This is a genomic window from Streptomyces sp. NPDC001781, from assembly GCF_053596035.1.
The window spans coordinates 42,788-61,024 of sequence record NZ_JBSFFI010000018.1 but is presented as its reverse complement, the minus strand read 5'-3'; the positions used below and the strand labels follow the sequence as shown (position 1 = coordinate 61,024).

The 18,237-nt window shown below is 74.7% G+C and carries 15 protein-coding genes and 1 pseudogene; 4 read left to right on the top strand and 12 right to left on the bottom strand.

The window, feature by feature from the left end:
• Positions 1-4 precede the first annotated feature (4 nt).
• Positions 5-640, top strand: a complete 636-nt coding sequence (locus ACWCV3_RS18245) for a DedA family protein (protein WP_451224696.1) — start codon at positions 5-7, stop codon at positions 638-640.
• Here ACWCV3_RS18245 and ACWCV3_RS18240 read toward each other — a convergent pair.
• From ACWCV3_RS18240 to ACWCV3_RS18225, 4 genes and pseudogenes are all read right to left on the bottom strand, one after another.
• Positions 591-1,748 carry an MBL fold metallo-hydrolase gene (locus tag ACWCV3_RS18240; protein WP_451224693.1) on the bottom strand — a complete coding sequence of 386 codons (1,158 nt, stop codon included), beginning with the start codon at positions 1,746-1,748 and terminating at the stop codon, positions 591-593. The genes ACWCV3_RS18245 and ACWCV3_RS18240 overlap by 50 nt on opposite strands.
• On the bottom strand, positions 1,745-3,001 hold the full coding sequence (locus ACWCV3_RS18235; RefSeq protein WP_451224691.1) for an aminotransferase class I/II-fold pyridoxal phosphate-dependent enzyme: 1,257 nt from the start codon (positions 2,999-3,001) through the stop codon (positions 1,745-1,747). Before ACWCV3_RS18235 ends, ACWCV3_RS18240 begins: the two co-directional genes overlap by 4 nt.
• A 176-nt stretch (positions 3,002-3,177) precedes the next feature.
• Entirely contained in the window at positions 3,178-3,657 is a 480-nt protein-coding gene (locus ACWCV3_RS18230) for a hypothetical protein (RefSeq protein ID WP_451224688.1), read from the bottom strand.
• Positions 3,658-3,816: 159 nt separating this feature from the next.
• Positions 3,817-4,096 (bottom strand): annotated as a pseudogene (locus ACWCV3_RS18225) (DUF6158 family protein).
• A 121-nt stretch (positions 4,097-4,217) separates the two neighbouring features.
• On the opposite strand from ACWCV3_RS18225, the gene ACWCV3_RS18220 reads away from it, so the two are divergent.
• Together ACWCV3_RS18220 and ACWCV3_RS18215 are read left to right on the top strand one after the other, a co-directional pair.
• On the top strand, positions 4,218-5,714 hold the full coding sequence (locus ACWCV3_RS18220) for a phosphatase PAP2 family protein (RefSeq protein WP_451224685.1): 1,497 nt from the start codon (positions 4,218-4,220) through the stop codon (positions 5,712-5,714).
• A gap of 123 nt (positions 5,715-5,837) precedes the next feature.
• Complete coding sequence (locus tag ACWCV3_RS18215; RefSeq protein WP_451224682.1) at positions 5,838-6,659, top strand: methyltransferase domain-containing protein; 822 nt, start codon at positions 5,838-5,840, stop codon at positions 6,657-6,659.
• Positions 6,660-6,730: 71 nt separating this feature from the next.
• Here ACWCV3_RS18215 and ACWCV3_RS18210 read toward each other — a convergent pair whose 3' ends face one another.
• A complete protein-coding gene (locus tag ACWCV3_RS18210) occupies positions 6,731-8,665 on the bottom strand; it encodes a transketolase (RefSeq protein WP_451224680.1) in 1,935 nt (644 codons plus the stop codon).
• A gap of 168 nt (positions 8,666-8,833) precedes the next feature.
• On the opposite strand from ACWCV3_RS18210, the gene ACWCV3_RS18205 reads away from it, so the two are divergent.
• Positions 8,834-9,184, top strand: a complete 351-nt coding sequence (locus tag ACWCV3_RS18205; protein ID WP_451224677.1) for a VOC family protein — start codon at positions 8,834-8,836, stop codon at positions 9,182-9,184.
• Positions 9,185-9,192: 8 nt separating this feature from the next.
• Here ACWCV3_RS18205 and ACWCV3_RS18200 read toward each other — a convergent pair whose 3' ends face one another.
• The 7 genes from ACWCV3_RS18200 to ACWCV3_RS18170 all read right to left on the bottom strand — a co-directional run bounded on the left by ACWCV3_RS18200 (position 9,193) and on the right by ACWCV3_RS18170 (position 18,138).
• Positions 9,193-9,738: a GNAT family N-acetyltransferase gene (locus tag ACWCV3_RS18200; RefSeq protein ID WP_451224674.1), complete on the bottom strand. Its 546-nt coding sequence runs from the start codon at positions 9,736-9,738 to the stop codon at positions 9,193-9,195.
• Between the two features lie 33 nt (positions 9,739-9,771).
• Positions 9,772-10,695, bottom strand: a complete 924-nt coding sequence (locus ACWCV3_RS18195) for a S66 peptidase family protein (protein WP_451224671.1) — start codon at positions 10,693-10,695, stop codon at positions 9,772-9,774.
• Entirely contained in the window at positions 10,692-12,656 is a 1,965-nt protein-coding gene (locus ACWCV3_RS18190; protein WP_451224668.1) for a prolyl oligopeptidase family serine peptidase, read from the bottom strand. Before ACWCV3_RS18190 ends, ACWCV3_RS18195 begins: the two co-directional genes overlap by 4 nt.
• Positions 12,657-12,660: 4 nt before the next feature.
• A complete protein-coding gene (locus ACWCV3_RS18185; protein ID WP_451224665.1) occupies positions 12,661-13,965 on the bottom strand; it encodes a M20/M25/M40 family metallo-hydrolase in 1,305 nt (434 codons plus the stop codon).
• On the bottom strand, positions 13,958-14,791 hold the full coding sequence (locus ACWCV3_RS18180) for a M55 family metallopeptidase (RefSeq protein WP_451224662.1): 834 nt from the start codon (positions 14,789-14,791) through the stop codon (positions 13,958-13,960). The genes ACWCV3_RS18185 and ACWCV3_RS18180 overlap by 8 nt, the downstream gene beginning before the upstream one ends.
• Before the next feature lie 133 nt (positions 14,792-14,924).
• The gene (locus ACWCV3_RS18175; RefSeq protein ID WP_451224659.1) at positions 14,925-15,644 is read right to left on the bottom strand and encodes a class I SAM-dependent methyltransferase; all 720 of its coding nucleotides are present in this window, start codon (positions 15,642-15,644) and stop codon (positions 14,925-14,927) included.
• 76 nt (positions 15,645-15,720) lie between these two features.
• On the bottom strand, positions 15,721-18,138 hold the full coding sequence (locus tag ACWCV3_RS18170) for a SpoIIE family protein phosphatase (protein ID WP_451224656.1): 2,418 nt from the start codon (positions 18,136-18,138) through the stop codon (positions 15,721-15,723).
• Positions 18,139-18,237: the final 99 nt, after the last annotated feature.

Here is an 18,237-nt window from a genome sequence, read left to right as displayed (position 1 = left end):
ATGCGTGGGGGGCGCGGCGGTGCTGGCCGCCGCGGCGACGACGGGTGCGCCGCTGGAGGCGGCGGGCCAGGCGTACGGCTATCCGTCGCTGTTCCTGCTGGTGCTGGTGGGGGCGCTGATACCCGTGGTGCCCACGGGGGCGCTGGTCAGTTCGGCGGCGGTGGTGGCGCTGCACCGGACGGCGCCGTTCTCGCTGGCGCTGGTGTTCGTGACGGCGTCACTGGCGGCCTTCCTGGGGGACGCGGCGCTGTACTGGCTGGGGCGGCGGGGTCTGGGCTCGCAGAGCGGCTCCCGCTGGCTGGAGGCGCTGCGGTCGCGGGCGCCGGAGGAGCGGCTGAACCAGGCGCGGGAGAAGCTGGCCGAGCACGGTGTGTCGGTACTGGTGCTGTCCCGCCTGATACCCGCCGGCCGGATTCCGGTGATGCTGGCGTGCCTGCTGGCCGAGTGGCCGCCGCGCCGCTTCGCGCGGGGCAACCTCCCGGCGTGCCTGGCGTGGGCGCTGACGTACCAGGTGATCGGCGTGCTCGGGGGCTCGCTGTTCGCCCGGCCGTGGGAGGGGGTGCTGGCGGTGGTGGTGCTGACCGTGCTGGTCAGCGCGGCTCCGGGGCTGATGCGCCGGGTGCGGGGCGAGGAGCGGTAGGGGAGGTCTTCAGGACGCGGGAGGCGCCCACGGGGAGGTCCCACAGGTCGGTCCGGGCGAGGCCCGCCCGCTCCCAGGCCGCGCGGACGCGGGTGAGGGGCTCCATGACGGGTTCCGCCGAGAGCACGAACGTCCCCCAGTGCATGGGCGCCATCCGGCGGGCGCCGAGATCGGCAGTGGCCCGCACGGCCTCCTCCGGGTCGCAGTGGACGTCGCTGAGCCACCAGCGCGGGTCGTAGGCGCCGATGGGCATCAGGGCCAGGTCGATGCCGGGGTAGCGGCGTCCTATCCGCCCGAACCAGTGGCCGTAGCCGGTGTCGCCCGCGAAGTAGAGGCGCTGCCCGTCCTGCGAGGTCATCACCCAGCCGCCCCACAGGCTGCGGCAGGTGTCGGTCAGGGTGCGCTTGGACCAGTGGTGGGCGGGCACGAAGTCGAAGCGCACGCCGGAGAGCCGGACGCCCTCCCACCAGTCCAGCTCGGTGACGCGGGTGAACCGCCTGCGCCGGAACCAGCGTCCGAGCCCGGCGGGGACGAACACCGGTGTGTCGCGCGGGAGCCGGCTCAGGGTGGGGGCGTCCAGATGGTCGTAGTGGTTGTGGCTGATCACGACGGCGTCGACGGTCGGCAGGCTGTCCCACGGGACGCCGACCGGGGTGACGCGGGCCGGGGTGCCGAGGATGCGGCGCGACCACACCGGATCGGTGAGCACGGTCAGCCCGCCGATCCGCACCACCCAACTCGCGTGCCCCGCCCAGGTGACGGCGAGGGTGTCGGTGTCGACGCGGGGCAACGGGCCGGGCTCGTAGGGGAGCCGGGGGATGTCGGCGAGTCCCTCGGGGTCGGGGCGTACGGCGCCCTCGCGGGCGAAGCGGGCCATGGCACGCCAGCCGGGCAGCGGCGCGGTGAGCCGGTCGTGGAAGGAGCGTGGCCACACCCGGTGTTCGCCCAGCGGGCGGGCCTCGGCCAGCGGCGGCGACGCGGGCGCGAGCGGGGCGCGGACGGCCACCTCGGGTGCCGGGGGCGCGGCGTCCACGGGTCCGGGGGCGTCCGGCGGCGGTGTGGTGGCCGTCGTGACGGTGGACCCGGACTCATGCGTCTGCTGCGTCATCGAGGAGGCTCCCATCGCACGGAGTCGTCACGGATTTCGTCGAGGACCGACCGCAGGGCGAGCAACGCGTCCCGCGTGTACGGCAGTTCCGTCGGGTCGGGCGAGACGAGCGCGGCCTGGCGCTCCTCGTCGCCGCCGCCCAGCAGCGCGGCGGTGGACAGCCGTACGCTCAAGGCGCCGAGGTCGTCGCCGAAGCGGTGGCCGCCGGGCGCGGGCACGCCGAGCCGGGCGGTGAGGAAGTCCTCCAGGTCCTGGGCGTCCCGAACGCCCCGCGTGGCCAGCGGCTCGCGCAGGGGGCCGAGGTCGGCGTAGAGGTGGCGGCCCGCCTGAGGGGGCGGGGCGAGCGCGCCGCCCGCGAGGACCGTGCGGTGCGCGGCGGCGGCCAGCCGGGCGTGCAGGGCCGTGCCCGCCTCGCGGCGGGCGGTGACCGGCCCGGGTTCGTCCAGCGCGTACCGGGCGGCGGCCGCGACCGGGGCGGCGAGGCGGGCGCCGAGCGCGGTGAGCACGTCGAGCACGCGGGCGTGGGCGTCCCTCCCGGCCTCGGTGCGGGGGAATCGGGCCACGGCGGCGGGCCAGCCGGCCGGGAGCAGCGATCCGGCGAGGTCGGCGACGACGGTGACGTGGTCGGGCAGTATCCCGGCCGGGCTGACCAGGACGGTGCCGTGCGGGTCGTGCAGGGTGTCCCGCCACGTCTCGTCGCTGATCAGGTGCAGCCCCTCGGCGGCCGCCGCCTCCACGGTCTCGTGCAGCAACTCCGGCAGGGGGACTGCGGCGGTCGGGTCGTCCGCGACGGAGAGCACCAGCAGCTTGGGGTCGCCGCCCTCGGCGCGGACCCGGCGGACGGTCTCCAGCAGCGCGTAGGGATCGGGTATGCCGCCGCTGTCGGCCGGGGTCGGCACCGGGAAGAGGCGTCTGCCGAGCAGCCGTGCGGCGGGCGTCCACCAGGCGGCGCGCGGGCGGGGGGCCAGGAGGTCGCCGTGGTCCCCGGCGAGCGCGGCGGTCAGCGCGAGCAGCAGCGGGGGCGCGCCCGGGGCGAGAGTGACGTGGTCGGGGGTGCAGGGCAGTGAGCGCCGGGTCCAGTAGCCGCAGGCTGCCTCCAGCAGCGCCGGGTCGCCGCCGGCCGGCTGGGCCTCGCCGTGGTGTTCGGCGGCGGCGAGGCGGACGGCGAGTTCCGGGAGGACGGGCAGGCCGTCGGCGGGGAACGGGGGGCCGTAGCGGACCGGGCCGTGGCCCTCGGGTTCCCTCCGCCGCATCTCCGCCTCCGCGCGATCCCTGTGCCTGATCCCCTGCGCCCCGGGTGTCCCGTGCCGTGCGACGGGTGCGCAGGGTGCCTGCTGGTGGTGCCCTCGGGAAGGTGTGTACCCGCCGAACCGCCCGGCATGGCTCGGGTCCGCCGCCGTCCCGGTCACGGCGGCCTCGGGTGCCGGTGTCAGCGGCCGGCCGGTCGCCTGCGGCCGTACAGCCGGTACCCGGCTCCCGCGGCCGCCGCGGCGATCAGCGCGCTGCCCGCGGCGAGGGCCGGCACGGAGTCGGAGAACGTGCCGCCCACCCCGGCCTGCACGCCGTGCTCCACGGTGGGCGGGGCGTTCTCGGCCGTGCCGGGGTCCCGGTCCTGGGCGTCCTGCTCCGCGTCGCCCCAGGCCGAGTCCTCCCCGTCCTGGCCCGTCTTCCCGGCCGAGCCCTCCGCGCAGTCCTTCGTGCCACCGCTGCGCGCCGGGCCGGTGGGCGGCGCGCTCAGGTACGGCGCTCCGGGCAGCGGGGCGCCGTGGGAGTCGCCCGGCGACCTGGGCGCGGAGGCGGCGGGGTCCCCGCAGGGCGCGGCCGACTCGGCGGACGCGGGGCCGGCCATGACGAGCGCGGCGCCGGCCAGGGCGGCGGCGGTGGAGAGGGCGCTAACGGTGCGGCGCATGGGGCGGGCTCCTCGGCGGTACGGCGGTCGGGGCACGCGTGCCGTGCCCTCGCTGCCATCAGAGCCCCCGGAGCGCCGCCCCGCCCGCCGCCGGACCCCATTCGCGGGACACGGACGCCGCCCAACGGGTGACACCGGCCCCGGGAGCCGCTCCGGATCTCACGCCTGCCCCGGCTCCCCGCAGCCGCGCTCGCGGGCGCCCTCACGGGTGCGGCCCGCGCTGACCAGGCGGCGCGGATTGCGGCGCAGGTACTCGCCCTCCAGCTGGGCCATGCGTTCGTTGTGGGCGCGCAGGGCGTCGTTCGAGCCGTACAGCAGGGTGTCGTGGCGTGTGCGGTGGATCGTCTCCAGCTCTTTCATGAGCTGCTGGTCGTCCAGTCGGCTGGGGTCGACTCCGGTCATGGTGGTGCCCCCGCTCGTCGTGTCCGCGGTCCTTCAGGTCCTGGTTGCAGGTCCACTGGTCCTGAGCTCCACTGTACGAAGATCCCGCTCCCGCGGCCTCCGCGCGGGTACCCCGACGGCGGCACAAGAAGAGCGCGCTTCGGGGTAGGGGGTCGAGCATGAGCGCAGATGTCGACCTCACCGCTGTCCAGGCCACCGGCCGCAACGTCCTGCGCCGGCTCCTCACTGCCGACGCCCGGCTCTTCGAGGCGGCCGCCCGGCGGAACTGGCCCGGCGCGCGCAAGGTGCTGCCCCGCCTGAGCCGGAGCGCCAACCACGGCGTGCTGTGGTTCGCGGCGGCCGGCGCGATCGCCGCCACCCGCACCCCGAGGGCGCGCCGGGCGGCCGTGCGGGGCCTGGCCTCGCTGAGCCTGGCCTCGCTGACCGTCAACACGCTCGGCAAGCGGTCGGTGCGCCGCACCCGCCCGGTGCTGGACCCGGTGCCGCTGTCCCGCCGGCTCAAGCGGCAGCCCATCACCACCTCCTTCCCGTCGGGCCACTCCGCCTCGGCCGCCGCGTTCGCGGCCGGGGTGGCGCTGGAGTCCCCGGCGTGGGGCGCGGTGGTGGCGCCGGTGGCGTTCTCGGTGGCGACGTCGCGGGTGTACACCGGTGCGCACTTCCCGAGCGACGTGCTGGCCGGTGCGGCGCTCGGCATCGGGGCGGCGTTCGTGGTGCGCAAACTGGTGCCGACTCGGGCGGCGGCCCGTCCGGTGGCCCGGCCGCGGGCGGACGCCCCGGCGCTGCCGGAGGGCGAGGGCCTGGTGATGGTCGCCAACCGCGCCTCGGGCACCGCGGACCGGGTGCGTGCGCTGCACGACGCGCTGCCGCTGGCGGAGATCGTGGAGTGCGAGCCGGCTCAGGTGCGGGCCGAGCTGGACAAGGCGGCGGCCCGGGCGCGCGTTCTCGGGGTGTGCGGCGGCGACGGCACGGTGAACGCGGGCGCCGAAGTGGCCCTGCTGCACGGGCTGCCGCTGGCGGTGCTGCCCGGCGGCACTCTGAACCACTTCGCGTACGACCTCGGGGTGGAGGACACGGCCGGGCTGGCCGCCGCCGTCCGCGCGGGCGAGGCGGTGCAGGTCGACGTCGGCAGGTTCACCGCCGACGGCCGCTCCGGAGTCTTCCTGAACACGCTGAGCCTGGGCGTCTACCCGGAGCTGGTGCGCGAGCGCGAGCACTGGTCGCCGCGGATCGGCGGCTGGGCGGCCGGGGTGCTGGGCGCGGTGAAGGTGCTGCGCGCGGACCGGCATCCGCTGGTGGTCGAGGCGTCCGGCAAGCGGCATCCGCTGTGGATGCTGTTCGTCGGCAACGGCGTCTACCGCCGCAGCGGCCTGGGCGCCGGGCGTCGTACGGAGCTGTCGGACGGCCCGCTCGACGTGCGGGTGGTGCACGGCAGCGGCTGGCCGGCGCTGCGTCTGCTGGCGGCTGCCGTGGCGGGCCCGCTCAGCCGGTCGCAGGGCCACGCGGCGGTCCAGCTCGGCCGGCTGCGCCTGTCGTGCCTCGCGCCGGGCACCCCGCTGGCGTACGACGGCGAGGTCACCTCGGTGTCCGGCACGGTGACGGTGGAGAAGCTGCCGGAGATCCTCACGGCGTACAGCCCCCGCCCGCACGTCTCCTGACGATCCGTCAGTCCGTATCGCGAAACGCGGATCTCAGTATCCGGTTCACAGGCGTACCGTTCGGCGTATCACGGCCGCGGTGTCCTCCGCCGCCGCGGCCGAATCGCCGAAGGGGCTGACGTCATGCCGGAGACCCGCGAGACCGCCGTCTACACCCATGGGCACCACGAGTCGGTGCTGCGTTCGCACACCTGGCGCACCGCCGCCAACTCGGCCGCCTATCTGCTCGGTTCGCTCGAACCGGGCATGCGCGTCCTCGACATCGGCTGCGGCCCCGGCACCATCACAGCCGACCTCGCCGCGCTGGTCCCCGACGGCCGGGTGACGGGCGCCGACCGCGCCCCCGGCGTCCTGGAGCAGGCCCGCGCCACCGCGGCCGCGCGAGGTCTGACCAACGTGGACTTCGAGGTCGGCGATGTGCACGCTCTCGACCACCCCGACGGCACCTTCGACGTGGTCCACGCCCATCAGGTGCTCCAGCACGTGGGTGACCCGGTGGGGGCGCTGCGCGAGATGGTCCGGGTGACCCGGCCCGGCGGGCTGATCGCGGTGCGCGACGCGGACTTCGCGGCCATGGCCTGGTACCCGGCCGTACCCGGCCTGGACGACTGGCGGGAGCTGTACCGGCGGGTGGCGCGGGCCAACGGCGGTGAACCGGACGCCGGGCGGCGCCTGCGGAGCTGGGCGCTGGCGGCCGGGCTGAGCGACATCGCGGCCACCTCCGGCACCTGGACGTACGCCACCTCCGAGGAACGCGCCTGGTGGAGCGGGCTGTGGGCGGACCGTACGCTCGCCTCCGCCTACGCGGACCGCGCGGTGGAGGGCGGCCACGCCACCCCCGAGGAGCTGCGCGCGGTGTCCGGGGCGTGGCGGGAGTGGGGGCGGCGGGAGGACGGCTGGTTCGCGGTCCTCAACGGCGAGATCCTGTGCCGCAAGCCCGCCTGAGCACGACGGCGGGCGCCGCGTTACGCGACGCACGCCGTCGGCAGGTTCCGGCCTGATCCGGACGAGAGGCCCTAGCTCACCACGGCCTCGCCGACCAGCAGTCGCGCGGTGGCCGCGATGTTCGCGGCGTCGATGCCGGCCGCGTGCAACTGCTCGTCCGGCGCGGCGGAACCCGGCATGATCCGGACCGCGAGGCGGACCAGGCGCGGTACCGGACGCCCGTCGGTGAAGGCTTCCATGACCGCGTCGCCGATGCCGCCCTCCTCGTGGTGGTCCTCGACCGTCACCAGCAGTCCGGTGTCGTCGGCGGCCCGGCGCAGCGTCTCCACGTCGACGGGCTTGACCGAGTACAGGTCGACGACCCGGACCCTGATGCCCTCCTCCGCGAGCCTGTCGGCGGCCGTCAGCGCCTCCCGCACGGTGACCCCGGCCGCCACGATCGTCAGCCGGTCCTCCTCGCTGGAGCGCAGCACCTTGCTGCCGCCGACGGGGAACTCCTCGTCGGCGTCGTAGATCACCGGGCTCTCGCCGCGCGAGGTGCGCAGGTAGCGGATGCCGTCCAGGTCGGCCATGGACGCGACGAGACGGGCGGTCTGGTTGGCGTCGCAGGGGTAGAGCACGGTGGAGCCGTACACGGACCGGAACATCGACAGGTCCTCAAGGCCCATCTGCGAGGGCCCGTCCTGCCCGATGGCCGCGCCCGCGTGCGAGCCGACCAGGTTGATCGAGGCGTCGCTGATGGAGGCCATGCGCACGAAGTCGTGGGCGCGGCTGAAGAAGGCCGCGAAGGTGGACGCGTAGGGCTGCCAGCCGCGTGCCGACATGCCGACCGCCGAGGCGACCATCTGCTGCTCGGCGATGAAGCACTCGAAGAAGCGCTCGGGGTGCTCCTCGGCGAAGACACCGGTGCGGGTGGAGTCGCCGACCTCGCCGTCCAGGGCGACGACGTCGCCGCGCGCGGAACCGAGTGCGGCCAGCGCCTTGCCGAAGGCGTCGCGGGTGGCGACCTCCTCGCCCTTGTCGAAGCGGGGCAGGGTCAGCGGCCCGTGCTCCCGCTTCCGCCCGGTCGCGGCGGGCGGCTCGCTGACGTGGACGCGGAGGTCGCGGGGACCGCCCAGCTCCTGGACGGCCTCCTCGGCGTCGGGCAGCGGCTTGCCGTGCTTGCCCTCCTGGTCCTCCACCGCGGCGACGCCCTTGCCCTTGAGGGTGCGGGCGATGATCGCGGTGGGACGGCCCTTGGTCGACTCGGCCTCGCCGTAGGCGCGGTCGATCGCGGCGACGTCGTGGCCGTCGACCTCCACGGTGTGCCAGCCGAACGCCTGGAAACGGCGGGCGTAGGCGTCCAGGTCGTGGCCGTGCCTGGTCTGGCCGCGCTGGCCGAGCCGGTTGACGTCCACGATGACGGTGAGGTTGTCCAGCCTGTCGTACGCGGCGGCCTCCGCGGCCTCCCAGACCGAGCCCTCGGCCATCTCGCTGTCACCGCACACCACCCAGACCCGGTAGTCGCAGTGGTCCAGCCGCTTGCCCGCGAGCGCGATGCCGACACCGACCGGGAAGCCCTGGCCGAGGGAGCCGGTGGCCGTCTCCACCCAGGGCAGCCGGCGCGGGGTCGGGTGGCCCTCGAGGCGGCTGCCGAGCTTGCGGAAGGTGAGCAGTTCGGCGTCGTCGACGGCACCGGCCGCCTTGAAGACCGCGTACATCAGAGGGGAGGCGTGTCCCTTGGAGAGGACGAAGCGGTCGTTGGCGGGATGGTCGGGGCGTTCGAAGTCGTAGCGCAGATGGTTGGCGAGCAGCACGGCCATCAGGTCGGCGGCGGACATCGAGGAGGTGGGGTGTCCGGATGCCGCGGCATCCGCGGCGCGGACGCTGTCCACCCGCAACTGCTGCCCGAGTTCGGCGAGTTCGTCGTTGTTCATGGGTCTCCTTTCCGCGGGTCCGAGTCGACTCGGACGGTCCTCGGCACACCGGGCGGGCCGCCCGGCCCCCGGCGAACCCCGGACCGTCACGCTCTGTGACCGACTGTGGGCGCCAGGGTGGCGTGGTTCGTCCGAGGTCTTCCGCGTAACCGGGGTGACGGCACCCAAACCACCTCCGCGTCACCCGGCCGCCGCGCGGGCCCGCGATGCGCGGCGACGGCCTGTGCGCACCCCGCCGGCCCAACTAGGCTCCTGGACATGGAGATTCTTGGCGCCACCCTGCGCATCTGCGTCGACGACCTGGAGACCGCGGTCCCGTTCTACGAGCGGCTGGTGGGCACGACAGCGCTGCGCTTCGAGCGCGGCGGGGTGCGAGTCGCCGCCATCGGATCGTTCCTGCTGATGAGCGGGCCGGAGGCGGAGCTGGAGGTGCTGCGCAAGGTGACGGCGACGATCGCCGTGAAGGACGTCGAGGAGGCGCACCGACTGCTCGACGACCTGGGCGCGCAGATCGTCGCGGGCCCGGTGCCGACTCCGGTGGGCCGGAACCTGCTGGTGATGCACCCGGACGGCACCATCTTCGAGTACGCCGACCAGTCGGGGGCCTGAGCGGGGACTCAGCTGCGCATCTCGGTGGTGAGGGCCCATCGCTCGTGGTCGCGCCACTCGCCGTCGACCTGGAGCATCGCGGGCGAGAACCCCTCCAGCCGGAACCCGGCACCCCGCGCGAGCGCGATGGACGCGGTGTTGCCGGGCTGCACGTTGATCTCCAGCCGGTGCAGCCCGAGCGGCCCGAAGGCGTACCCGATCACCAGCTCCAGCCCCTCCCGCATCAGCCCCCGCCCGGCCGCGTGCGCGAACGCCCCGTACCCGAGCGCCCCGCACTGGAAGCCGCCCCGGACGATGTTGTTGATGTTGATGAACCCGGCGATGCCCCCGCCGGCCCTCTCGCACACGAGGAACCCGGCCCGTCCCGGGTCCCCCGTCAGCCGCCCGGCGTAGGCGGCGTAGGCCTCGTCGCTGTCGGGCACCACCAGCCACGGCCGGTGCAGATCCTTGCTCTCCCTGGCCCGCGCGGTGAACTCGTCCCCGTCCTCCGGCCGGAACCGGCGGACGGCCACGCGGTGGCCCTGGGCGAGGTAGTGGGGTGCGGTGTGGGGCATCGGGCCAGCCTACGCCCGCCCCCTGGCCGGAGGTCACCGCAGCGCGGGCTCCTCCAGGGTCAGGGTGGCGGCGTCCGCGTCCAGTTCGGCCGCCATGCCGAAGGGGATCGTCAGGGCGTCCCGGCAGTGCCCGAACCCGGCGTCCTCCAGCACCGGGACGCCCAGCGGAGCCAGCCGGTCGGCGAGCATCGGGCGGAGGGAGTCGTAGGGGCCGCAGTCCTGCCACGAGCCGAGGAGGACGCCGCGGACCTCGTCCAGCCAGCCGGCGCGCAGGAGCTGGGTGAGGTAGCGGTCCAGGCGGTACGTCTCCTCACCGACGTCCTCCAGGCAGAGCAGTCCGCCGCGGGCACAGGGGCGGGCGTGCGGGGTGCCGAGCTCCGCCGCGAGGAGCGAGAGACAGCCGCCGAGGGTGGTGCCCCGGGCGCTTCCGGGGACGAGGGGTTGGCCCTCGGTGGTGATCCGCTGGACCTTCTCCGGGGCGAAGAGGGTGGCGTGCAGGTGGTCGCGGGCGCGTGCGCTGCCGATGAAGTCGATCCCGGCGGCCATCGGCCCGTGCAGGGTGACGAGGCCCAGGCGGGTGGCGAACGCCTCGTGCAGGGCGGTGATGTCACTGAAGCCCACGAACACCTTGGGGCCGGCCGCGCGCATCGCCTCCCAGTCGAGCAGGCCGGCCATCCGCTGGGCGCCGTAGCCGCCGCGCGCGCAGAGCACCGCGTCGACCGAAGGGTCGCACCAGGCCCGTTGGAGGTCCTCGGCCCGGTCGGCGTCGGTGCCCGCGAGGTAGCCGAACTGGCCGTGCCGGTCCAGCACATGGGGGGCGGCGACCGGGTCGAGGCCCCAGCCGCGCAGCACGGCGAGACCCGCGCGCAGCCGCTCCTCGGGCACCGGCCCGCTGGGCGCGATCACGGCCACCCGGGCGCCGGGAGCGAGCCGGGCCGGGCGGAGGAGTTGCTTCACGTGCCGAGCTCCAGTTCCGGGACGCCGGGCAGGTCGAATCCGAACACCTGCGCGTACAGCGAGAGTTCGGCTTCCAGCGCGCGGACCATGGTGTCGGCGCGGCGGAAGCCGTGGCCCTCCTGGGCGAAGGTCAGGTAGGCGTGCGGGACGCCCCGGCCCGCGACGCGGTCGAGGAAGTGCTCGCACTGCTCGGGCGCGCAGATCACGTCGTCCAGCCCCTGGAGGAGCAGGAAGGGGGCGGTGAGCCGGTCGGCGCGGTTTGCGGGCGAGCGCTCGGTGTAGCGGTCGGGGACCTCGGCGAAGGGGCCGACCAGGGACTCCAGGTAGCGGGACTCGAAGTCGTGGGTGCGGCCCGGGCCCCAGGTGGTGAGGTCCAGGATCGGGTAGCTGATCGTGCCGCAGGCGTAGACGTCGGTGCCGGTCAGGGAGGCGGCGGTGGTCCAGCCGCCCGCGCTGCCGCCCCGGATCGCCAGCCGGTTCCGGTCGGCCGTGCCCTCCTCGGCCAGCGCGAGGGCCACCGCCGCGCAGTCCTCGACGTCGACCACGCCCCACTGGTGCCGCAGCCGCTCGCGGTATGCGCGCCCGTACCCGGTGGAGCCACCGTAGTTGACCTCGGCGACGCCGATGCCGCGCGAGGTGAAGGCGGCGATGGCGACGTCCAGCACGAGCGGGACGCGGCTGGTCGGGCCGCCGTGCGCCCAGATCACGTAGGGCGGCAACTCGTCGTCGGGGCCGGTCGCTCCGGGGTTCCGGGGCGGGTGGACGTACGCGTGCACCTCGCGGCCACCGGGTCCGGTGAAGGTGCGGACCTCCGGCTCGGGGTAGTACGCGGGGTCGACGGGGTCCCGGTGCCGGGCGCCGACCGTGCGGGCGCGTCCGGTGCCGGTGTCCAGCTCGATCACCTCGTACCCGGTGCGCGGACTCGCGCCGATGGCCGCGACCCGGCTGCCGTGAGCGGCGAGGGAGGAGTCGAACTCGGTCCAGGGACCGGCCGCGTCGGCGATCTCGCCGGTCTCCGGGTCGAGTATCCCGAGCACGGCGGACCCCCGTCCGTGCAGCACCGCGAGCAGCCCGTTCGCCAGCGGGACGAACCAGCGCTGGCCGGGCTTCCACAGCGGTCCGCCGAACTCCTCCTGGCGCGGGCACAGCGGGGCGCCGTCCCGGTACAGGTTCCACCAGCCGTCCCGGTCGCTCACGTACAGCAGCCGTCCGTCCGGCGCCCATTCCACCTGCGCGACGGCCTCGGCAGCGCCGCCGGCGACCGTGCGCACGTCCCGGAACCTGCCGTCGTCGCCGATCTCCGCGACGAGCAGTTCGGTGCCGTCCCAGGGCATGCGCGGATGGTCCCAGGCGAGCCAGGCGGCCCGGCGGCCGTCCGGGGACACCCGAGCTCCGGTGACGAACCGGTGCCGCTCGGCGGTGAGTTCACGCACCGCCGAGCGGTCCTCGGCGGCCGACCCGTCCAGCGGTACGGCGGCCGGCACGCGCCGTACGTCGCCGCTGCCCTCGCCGGTGAACTCCTCCATCACGCACCGGACTTCGCCGCGCTCCGGGTCAAGCTCCGGTTCCGACCAGCGCAGTCCGCCGCCGACCGGGGAGAGCGGGGTCAGCGGCACCGGCTCGCCGCCGGGCTCGTAGCGGTAGAGCCGCTGGTCGGCGAAGTGGGTGAAGACGACCAGCGGGCGGTCCGTGCCGGGGGCGGCGGTCCAGGGGCGGCCGCCGTACTCGTGGACGCGGTTGCGCACGTTCCACGGCGGCCGCAGCACCACCTCCTCGGCGCCGGCGGCCGTGCGGCGCACCAGCGCGCGGCGGCCGCCCTCGGCCGGCCGGGGCTCGGTCCACCAGACCTCGTCCCCGACGAACCCCACCCACTCGGGGTGTCCGTCGTGCGCGGCGGCGAGCTCCGCGTCGATCGGCGACGGCCACGATCCGTACGGCAGGACCCTCATCTCTTCCCCCATGTCGTCAGGCCGTCCGCAGGAAGCGGTCGAGGACGCGGACGCCGAACCGGAGCGCCTCCACGGGCACCCGCTCGTCCACGCCGTGGAACAGTGCCTGGTAGTCGAACCCCTCGGGCAGCCGCAGCGGGGCGAACCCGTAGCCGGCGATGCCGAGCCGGGAGAACTGCTTGGCGTCGGTGCCGCCGGACATGCAGTACGGGACGACGTGCGCACCGGGCGCGAACTCCTCGACGGCGGACCGCATCCTGCCGAACAGCGGCGCGTCCACCGGGGCCTGGAGGGCGACCTCGCGGTGCACGTACTCCCAGTCGACGTCCGGTCCGGTGAGCCGGTCCAGGGTGGACTCGAACTCCTCCTCGCCGCCGGGCAGGAAGCGTCCGTCGATGTGCGCGTGGGCCTCGCCGGGGATGACGTTGACCTTGTAACCGGCTTCCAGCATGGTCGGGTTGGAGCTGTTGCGGACGGTCGCCTCGACCAGCCTGGCGGCCGGGCCGAGCTTGTCCAGCAGCCGTTCGATGTCGTCGAAGTCGGCCTCCACGCCGTACAGTGCGGCGAGTTCGGTGAGCGCGGCCCGCACGGTCGGGGTGATCCGCAGCGGCCACCGGTGCTCGCCGATGCGGGTGACGGCGGCGGCGAGCCGGGTCACCGCGTTCTCCTGGTTCACCTTGGAGCCGTGCCCGGCGCGGCCTCCCGCGCTGAGCCGCAGCCAGCCGGTGCCCCGCTCCCCCGCCGCGACGGGGTAGATCTCGCGCCCGGTGCCGTCGTGGAAGGTGAAGGCGCCGGACTCCCCGACGGCCTCCGTGCAGCCCTCGAACAGTTCGGGGTGCCGGTCGGCGAGGAAGCCGGAGCCGTCCTCCGCGCTGGCCTCCTCGTCGGCGGTGAAGGCGATGACGAGGTCCCGGCGCGGCCGCACGCCCTGCCGGGCCCAGCCGCGCAGCACGGCCAGGATCATCGCGTCCATGTTCTTCATGTCGACGGCACCGCGCCCCCAGACCACACCGTCGCGGACCTCGCCGGAGAACGGGTGCACGCTCCAGTCGGCGGCCTCGGCGGGCACCACGTCCAGGTGGCCGTGGACCAGCAGCGCGTCGGCGGACGGGTCGGTGCCCGGCACCCGGGCGACGACGTTGCCGCGCCCCGGCGTCCGCTCCAGCAGCAGCGGTTCGAGCCCGGCATCGGCGAGCCGTTCGGCCGCGTACTCGGCGGCGGGCCGCTCCCGGCAGTCGCCGCCGCCCCGGTTGGTGGTGTCGATCCGGATCAGTTCGGAGGTGAACTCGACCACCTCGTCCAGCGCGCGCTGGTCAGCCATACTGCTCCTCCACGGCGGCCGAGGCGATCGTGGTGACCGCCTTGAACGTGCGAATTGCATCGAACATCGTGCCGTTGGTGTAAGCCACCTTCCGCTCCCCGATCCGCGCGACCCCCGGCACCACGGTGACGGCCATCGCCAGGTGCTCGGCGTCGAACTCCACGGCGACGGTGAACGGCCCCTGGTCCGAGGGTTCCTGGCGCACCGCGAGCCGCGCAGCCTCCTTGGCCGCCGCGCGGATGCCGGCGGCGGTGCGGGCCGGGGTGCGGCAGACGGCCGCGTACCGCGACACGTGGTCCTTGACCGCGACCTTCAGCGCCCCGGGCGCGTAGCCGAGCGCGTCCTCGCAGGCCAGGTCGTCCCCGGTGACCAGGACCACGGGCACCCCGTACTCCGCGACGACATACGCGTTGAGCAGGCCCTCGCTGGCGCGCACGTCGTTCAGCCACACACCGGTGATCTGGTTGGCGAGGTAGGTGTGGGCGAGGACGCCCTCCATGCCGGCGCCCGCGTGGTAGCCGATGAACGCGATGCCGTCGACGTCACCGTGCTGGACGCCCTCCACCATGGAAAGCGCCTTGTGACGGCCGGTCAGCATCTCGACCCGCTCGTCCAGCTTCTCCAGCAGCAGGTTGCGCATGCTCCAGTGCGCCTCGTTGACGAGCACCTGGTCGGCCCCGCCGTCGAAGAAGCCCTGGGCGGCGGCGTTCACGTCGGAGGTGAACATTCCCCGGCACCGCTCCCACTGCGGCGTCCCCGGCAGCACGTCGGCGGGCCAGGTGACCCCGGTGGCGCCTTCCATGTCGGCACTGATGAGGATCTTCATGCCGCGCAGGTTACGCGCCCGGCCCGGCGGCGGCTACGACCCGGTCCCCGCCGCCCGGCACCAGGGCCTCTCGTCCGGATCAGGCCGGGCTCGCGGGGTCCGGCCTGATCCAGGGGAACAACCCCGCCGGTCCTCACTCGCGCGCGAGCACGAACCATCTGGCCGGCAGGTCGATGCGGGTGCCGTCCGGGAAGTGCTCGGTCTGCGGCAGGACCGTCTCGCCGGTGGCCAGGATCTTCAGGCCCGCCTCGGCCAGCAGGCGGGGGATCTCCTCGTCCCCCGCGTCCGCGGGCTTGAGGTGGTGGTGGAGGACGCGGCGGAGCTTGGGCGGCGGTCCGTCGGGGCCGGCGGCCGCCCGCTGGAGGACGTCACGAGAGGCGGAGGTCAGTTCCACGACGAAGGCGCGGCCCTCCTGCCCGAGCAGCTCGGCCACGGCGGCGGCGACCAGGGGCCGGGCGGCGGGCTCGCTCTGGTGGATGACGGCGCGCATGTAGACGTTGCTGTCCCCGAGCCGGTCGTGCAGGTCTCGCACGGCGCCGGTGTCGGTGAGGTCGAGCTGCTCGAACTCGGCGGCGGCGCCCGCCGTGGCACGGCGGGCGTGGTCGATCGCGGCGTCCGAGAGGTCCACGCCGACCGCGCGGGCGAACCGGGTGGCGAGGTGGCGGGTCTGGGTGCCGTTTCCGCAGCCGAGGTCCACGATGACGCGGCCGGCCTCGGCGTGCGGCAGGAGGAGATCGCTGTGGGGCTCGGCGGTCAGCGAGGGGTCGGAGTCCCAGATCGCGTCCCCCCGCTCCTCGGAGGTCTCCCGCCAGTAGCTCTCCCAGTTGGAGCGGTAGTCGTCGGAAACGTTCACTGCGATCTCCCCGGGGTCGGTGCCATGATCGGGATACCGCGCCTACTGCCCCCGGGCAAGGGGTCCAAGGGCGCTTCTACGGGATCAGCGCCTGCTCGAACCACACCGTCTTGCGGTGCCCGCTCGTCGTGGCGCCCCACTCCTTCGCCAGCCGGTCGACCACGCCGAGCCCCCGGCCCGCCTCGTCGTCCGGTCCGGCGGTGCGCATGCCGGGCAGCTCCGGCTCCCCGTCCGTGACCTCGAACAGCAGGTCCCCGGCACGGACCACGCGCAGCCCGACCGGTCCTGTCCCGCCGTGCCGCACCGCGTTGGTGACGACCTCGCTGACCAGCAGCAGCGCGGTGTCCACCGCCTGAGGCAGCCCCCATTCCAGCAGGCGCTCGCGGACCAGGTGCCGGGCGCGGGACACCTCGCGCGGGTCGGACTCGAGGTGCCACCGGGCCACGTGGTCGTCGGGGATGCCGTTGAGCCGGGCCATCAGCAGGGCCACGTCGTCCTTGCGGCCGCCACGGGTGTTGAGGGCGCGGATGATGGTGTCGCAGGCGGCGTCCATGGAGGCGGCCGGGTGCGCGGCGGACTCGCAGAGCGCGGCCAGCCCCTCCCCGATGTCGGAGCCGCGCACCTCGACCAGGCCGTCCGTGCACAGCACCAGCCGGTCGCCGGGCGCGACCCGTACCGTGACCGCCTCGAAGGGCACCCCGCCGACGCCGACGGGCGCGCCGGTGGGCAGTTCGAGCAGTTCGCTGCCGCCGTCCGCCGCGCGGACCAGCACGGGCGGGATGTGCCCGGCGTTGGCCATCCGCAGCTCACCGCGGATCGGGTCGTAGACGGCGTAGAGACAGGTGGCGAGGTAGTTCTCGCCCAGCCGGCGGGCCAGGTCGTCGAGGTTCCGCAGCAGTTGGGCGGGCGGGGTCTCCATGGCCGCCATGGTCTGCACCGCGGTGCGCAACTGGCCCATCATGGCGGCCGAGTGGAGTCCGTGACCCATCACGTCACCGACGACCAGGGCGGTGCGCGAACCGGGCAGTTTCACGGTGTCGAACCAGTCGCCGCCGATCCGGCCGAGCAGGGTGCCGGGCAGGTAGCGGGTAGCCACGTCGCACCCGGCCATGCGGGGGGCGACCTGCGGCAGCATGCTGTCCTGGAGGGTCTCCGCGACGTTCTCCTGGTACGTGTACATGCGCGCGTTGTCGAGTACCAGCCCGGCGCGTGCGGCGAGTTCGGCGCCGGTGGTGCGGTCCATGCCGTCGAAGGGCAGCCGGTCGGCGCGGCGCAGCAGCACCATGAAGCCGAGGACCACGTTGCGCGCCTTGAGCGGGACGATCAGCAGGGAGCGGCCGTTGATGAGCGGGCGGAGGTCCCGCTTCTCGAACTCGCCGGAGATCCGGTCGCCCAGCTCGTCGCTGATCCTCGGGATGAGCACCGGTTCGCCGGTGACCATGCACTGGTAGAACGGGGTGTGCTCGGGGAAGGCGAACGCCTCGCCGACCGGCACGGTGTCGTCCCAGCGGCCGGGCTCGTCGTTGTGCTCGACCCAGACCCGGTGCATCAGGGTGCTGGCGTCGGGCGGCCCGTCGGGGAAGCCCTCGCCCGCGAGGACGGCGGAGCGCAGATGGGTGCCGGCGAAGTCCGCGAACCGGGGTACGGCCGCGCTGGTGACCTCGCGGATCGTCTCCCCGAGGTCGAGGGAGGTGCCGATGGCGGAGCTGACCTCGTTGAGGAACTCCAGCCGCTCCCGTACGGCCGCGTACTCAAGGTCGGCCAGGGCGTCGGCCGGTATCAGGGGCTCGGGGCGGGGGCGCGGGACAAGGCTGTCGGTGCGGCCGGGGCGCCGCGGCACTCCCCAGTACGGGGTGACGGGCACCCGCTCGGACTGGCTGAACTCCATTACCGGATAGCCGAGTTCGAGGATCTGGGAGACGATGCGGGCGCTGAGTCCGGGGCCCATGTTGGGCAGGATCTCGGGGAGCCTGCGCTCCAGGTCCGCGGCGGTGGGCAGTTCGGTGTGGCGGGCGAAGCCGGGCGCGATGCGTTCGGCGCTCTCGTCCGGGTGGCCACGCGCCTCGCGCAGCCGGGTGGCGTCGGCGGCGAGCACCAGCAGCCGCGAGGGGCCCGGCCCGACCAGCGGATAGGCCCACCACAGCACGTCGAGCCGCTCGTCGCCCCCGCCCCCGGCAGGGGTGAGCCGGGCACGGCCCGCGGTGGGGTAGCCGGTGTGGACGCCGAGGGAGGTCTCCAGGCCGGGGCCGTCGACGTCGTCGGGCGTGCCCTCCTGGAGGTCGTCCGGCAGGGCACCGGTGACGGGCAGCAGGTCGGCCACGGGCTGCCCGACGGCCGCCTCCCGGCCCGGGCCGAACATCCGCCCGGCCCCGCTGCTCCAGTGCGACACCAGGCCGGCGCGGTCGACGATCACCACGGCCAGCGGAATCCGGCCCGCCGCGGGGTTCTCCGCACCACGGCCCGGCGACGCGTCCCGCTCGCTGCCACGGTCCATGACCAAGGCCCTCTCCCCCCACGGCTGTACGCGAACGATCAGTGCCGCCCGCCACTACGGTACGGGGGAGTCATGTCGCCGTGTGTGGCAAACCGCGAA

What these genes read in the sequence shown, in the direction of transcription:
- ACWCV3_RS18240 (WP_451224693.1), bottom strand. Translation starts at nt 1,748, where the DNA reads ATGACGCAGCAGACGCATGAGTCCGGGTCCACCGTCACGACGGCCACC.
- ACWCV3_RS18235 (WP_451224691.1), bottom strand. Translation starts at nt 3,001, where the DNA reads ATGCGGCGGAGGGAACCCGAGGGCCACGGCCCGGTCCGCTACGGCCCC.
- ACWCV3_RS18230 (WP_451224688.1), bottom strand. Translation starts at nt 3,657, where the DNA reads ATGCGCCGCACCGTTAGCGCCCTCTCCACCGCCGCCGCCCTGGCCGGC.
- ACWCV3_RS18220 (WP_451224685.1), top strand. Translation starts at nt 4,218, where the DNA reads ATGAGCGCAGATGTCGACCTCACCGCTGTCCAGGCCACCGGCCGCAAC.
- ACWCV3_RS18215 (WP_451224682.1), top strand. Translation starts at nt 5,838, where the DNA reads ATGCCGGAGACCCGCGAGACCGCCGTCTACACCCATGGGCACCACGAG.
- ACWCV3_RS18205 (WP_451224677.1), top strand. Translation starts at nt 8,834, where the DNA reads ATGGAGATTCTTGGCGCCACCCTGCGCATCTGCGTCGACGACCTGGAG.
- ACWCV3_RS18200 (WP_451224674.1), bottom strand. Translation starts at nt 9,738, where the DNA reads ATGCCCCACACCGCACCCCACTACCTCGCCCAGGGCCACCGCGTGGCC.
- ACWCV3_RS18190 (WP_451224668.1), bottom strand. Translation starts at nt 12,656, where the DNA reads ATGGGGGAAGAGATGAGGGTCCTGCCGTACGGATCGTGGCCGTCGCCG.
- ACWCV3_RS18185 (WP_451224665.1), bottom strand. Translation starts at nt 13,965, where the DNA reads ATGGCTGACCAGCGCGCGCTGGACGAGGTGGTCGAGTTCACCTCCGAA.
- ACWCV3_RS18180 (WP_451224662.1), bottom strand. Translation starts at nt 14,791, where the DNA reads ATGAAGATCCTCATCAGTGCCGACATGGAAGGCGCCACCGGGGTCACC.
- ACWCV3_RS18170 (WP_451224656.1), bottom strand. Translation starts at nt 18,138, where the DNA reads ATGGACCGTGGCAGCGAGCGGGACGCGTCGCCGGGCCGTGGTGCGGAG.